This window comes from Halovibrio sp. HP20-59, from assembly GCF_033052795.2.
Classification (GTDB): domain Bacteria; phylum Pseudomonadota; class Gammaproteobacteria; order Pseudomonadales; family Halomonadaceae; genus Vreelandella.
On record NZ_JAWJUW020000044.1, the window covers coordinates 1 to 1,543 of the forward strand.

Annotated in this window: 1 rRNA gene; it reads right to left on the minus strand. The window is 55.7% G+C overall.

Annotated features, from left to right (window positions below):
* Positions 1–13: 13 nt before the first annotated feature.
* A 16S ribosomal RNA gene (locus RZA33_RS19255) occupies positions 14–1,542 on the minus strand.
* Position 1,543 lies beyond the last annotated feature (1 nt).

Sequence of the window (1,543 nt, forward strand, 5' to 3'; positions counted from 1 at the left end):
GTGACGCATCGTTTAAGGAGGTGATCCAGCCGCAGGTTCCCCTACGGCTACCTTGTTACGACTTCACCCCAGTCATGAACCACACCGTGGTGATCGCCCTCTTGCGTTAGGCTAACCACTTCTGGTGCAGTCCACTCCCATGGTGTGACGGGCGGTGTGTACAAGGCCCGGGAACGTATTCACCGTGACATTCTGATTCACGATTACTAGCGATTCCGACTTCACGGAGTCGAGTTGCAGACTCCGATCCGGACTGAGACCGGCTTTAAGGGATTCGCTGACTCTCGCGAGCTCGCAGCCCTTTGTACCGGCCATTGTAGCACGTGTGTAGCCCTACCCGTAAGGGCCATGATGACTTGACGTCGTCCCCACCTTCCTCCGGTTTGTCACCGGCAGTCTCCTTAGAGTTCCCGACATTACTCGCTGGCAAATAAGGACAAGGGTTGCGCTCGTTACGGGACTTAACCCAACATTTCACAACACGAGCTGACGACAGCCATGCAGCACCTGTCTTACAGTTCCCGAAGGCACACCAGAATCTCTTCCGGCTTCTGTAGATGTCAAGGGTAGGTAAGGTTCTTCGCGTTGCATCGAATTAAACCACATGCTCCACCGCTTGTGCGGGCCCCCGTCAATTCATTTGAGTTTTAACCTTGCGGCCGTACTCCCCAGGCGGTCGACTTATCGCGTTAACTTCGCCACAAAGTGCGCTAGGCACCCAACGGCTGGTCGACATCGTTTACGGCGTGGACTACCAGGGTATCTAATCCTGTTTGCTACCCACGCTTTCGCACCTCAGTGTCAGTATCAGTCCAGAAGGCCGCCTTCGCCACTGGTATTCCTCCCGATCTCTACGCATTTCACCGCTACACCGGGAATTCTACCTTCCTCTCCTGTACTCTAGCTTGACAGTTCCGGATGCCGTTCCCAGGTTGAGCCCGGGGCTTTCACAACCGGCTTATCAAGCCACCTACGCGCGCTTTACGCCCAGTAATTCCGATTAACGCTTGCACCCTCCGTATTACCGCGGCTGCTGGCACGGAGTTAGCCGGTGCTTCTTCTGCGAGTGATGTCTTTCCTGCCGGGTATTAACCGACAGGCGTTCTTCCTCGCTGAAAGTGCTTTACAACCCGAGGGCCTTCTTCACACACGCGGCATGGCTGGATCAGGGTTGCCCCCATTGTCCAATATTCCCCACTGCTGCCTCCCGTAGGAGTTCGGGCCGTGTCTCAGTCCCGATGTGGCTGATCATCCTCTCAGACCAGCTACGGATCGTTGCCTTGGTGAGCCATTACCTCACCAACTAGCTAATCCGACATAGGCTCATCCAATAGCGGGAGCCGGAGCCCCCTTTCTCCCGTAGGACGTATGCGGTATTAGCCTGGGTTTCCCCAGGTTATCCCCCACTACCGGGCAGATTCCTATGCATTACTCACCCGTCCGCCGCTCGTCAGCATCCCGAAGGACCTGCTACCGCTCGACTTGCATGTGTTAGGCCTGCCGCCAGCGTTCAATCTGAGCCATGATCAAACTCTTCAGTTTA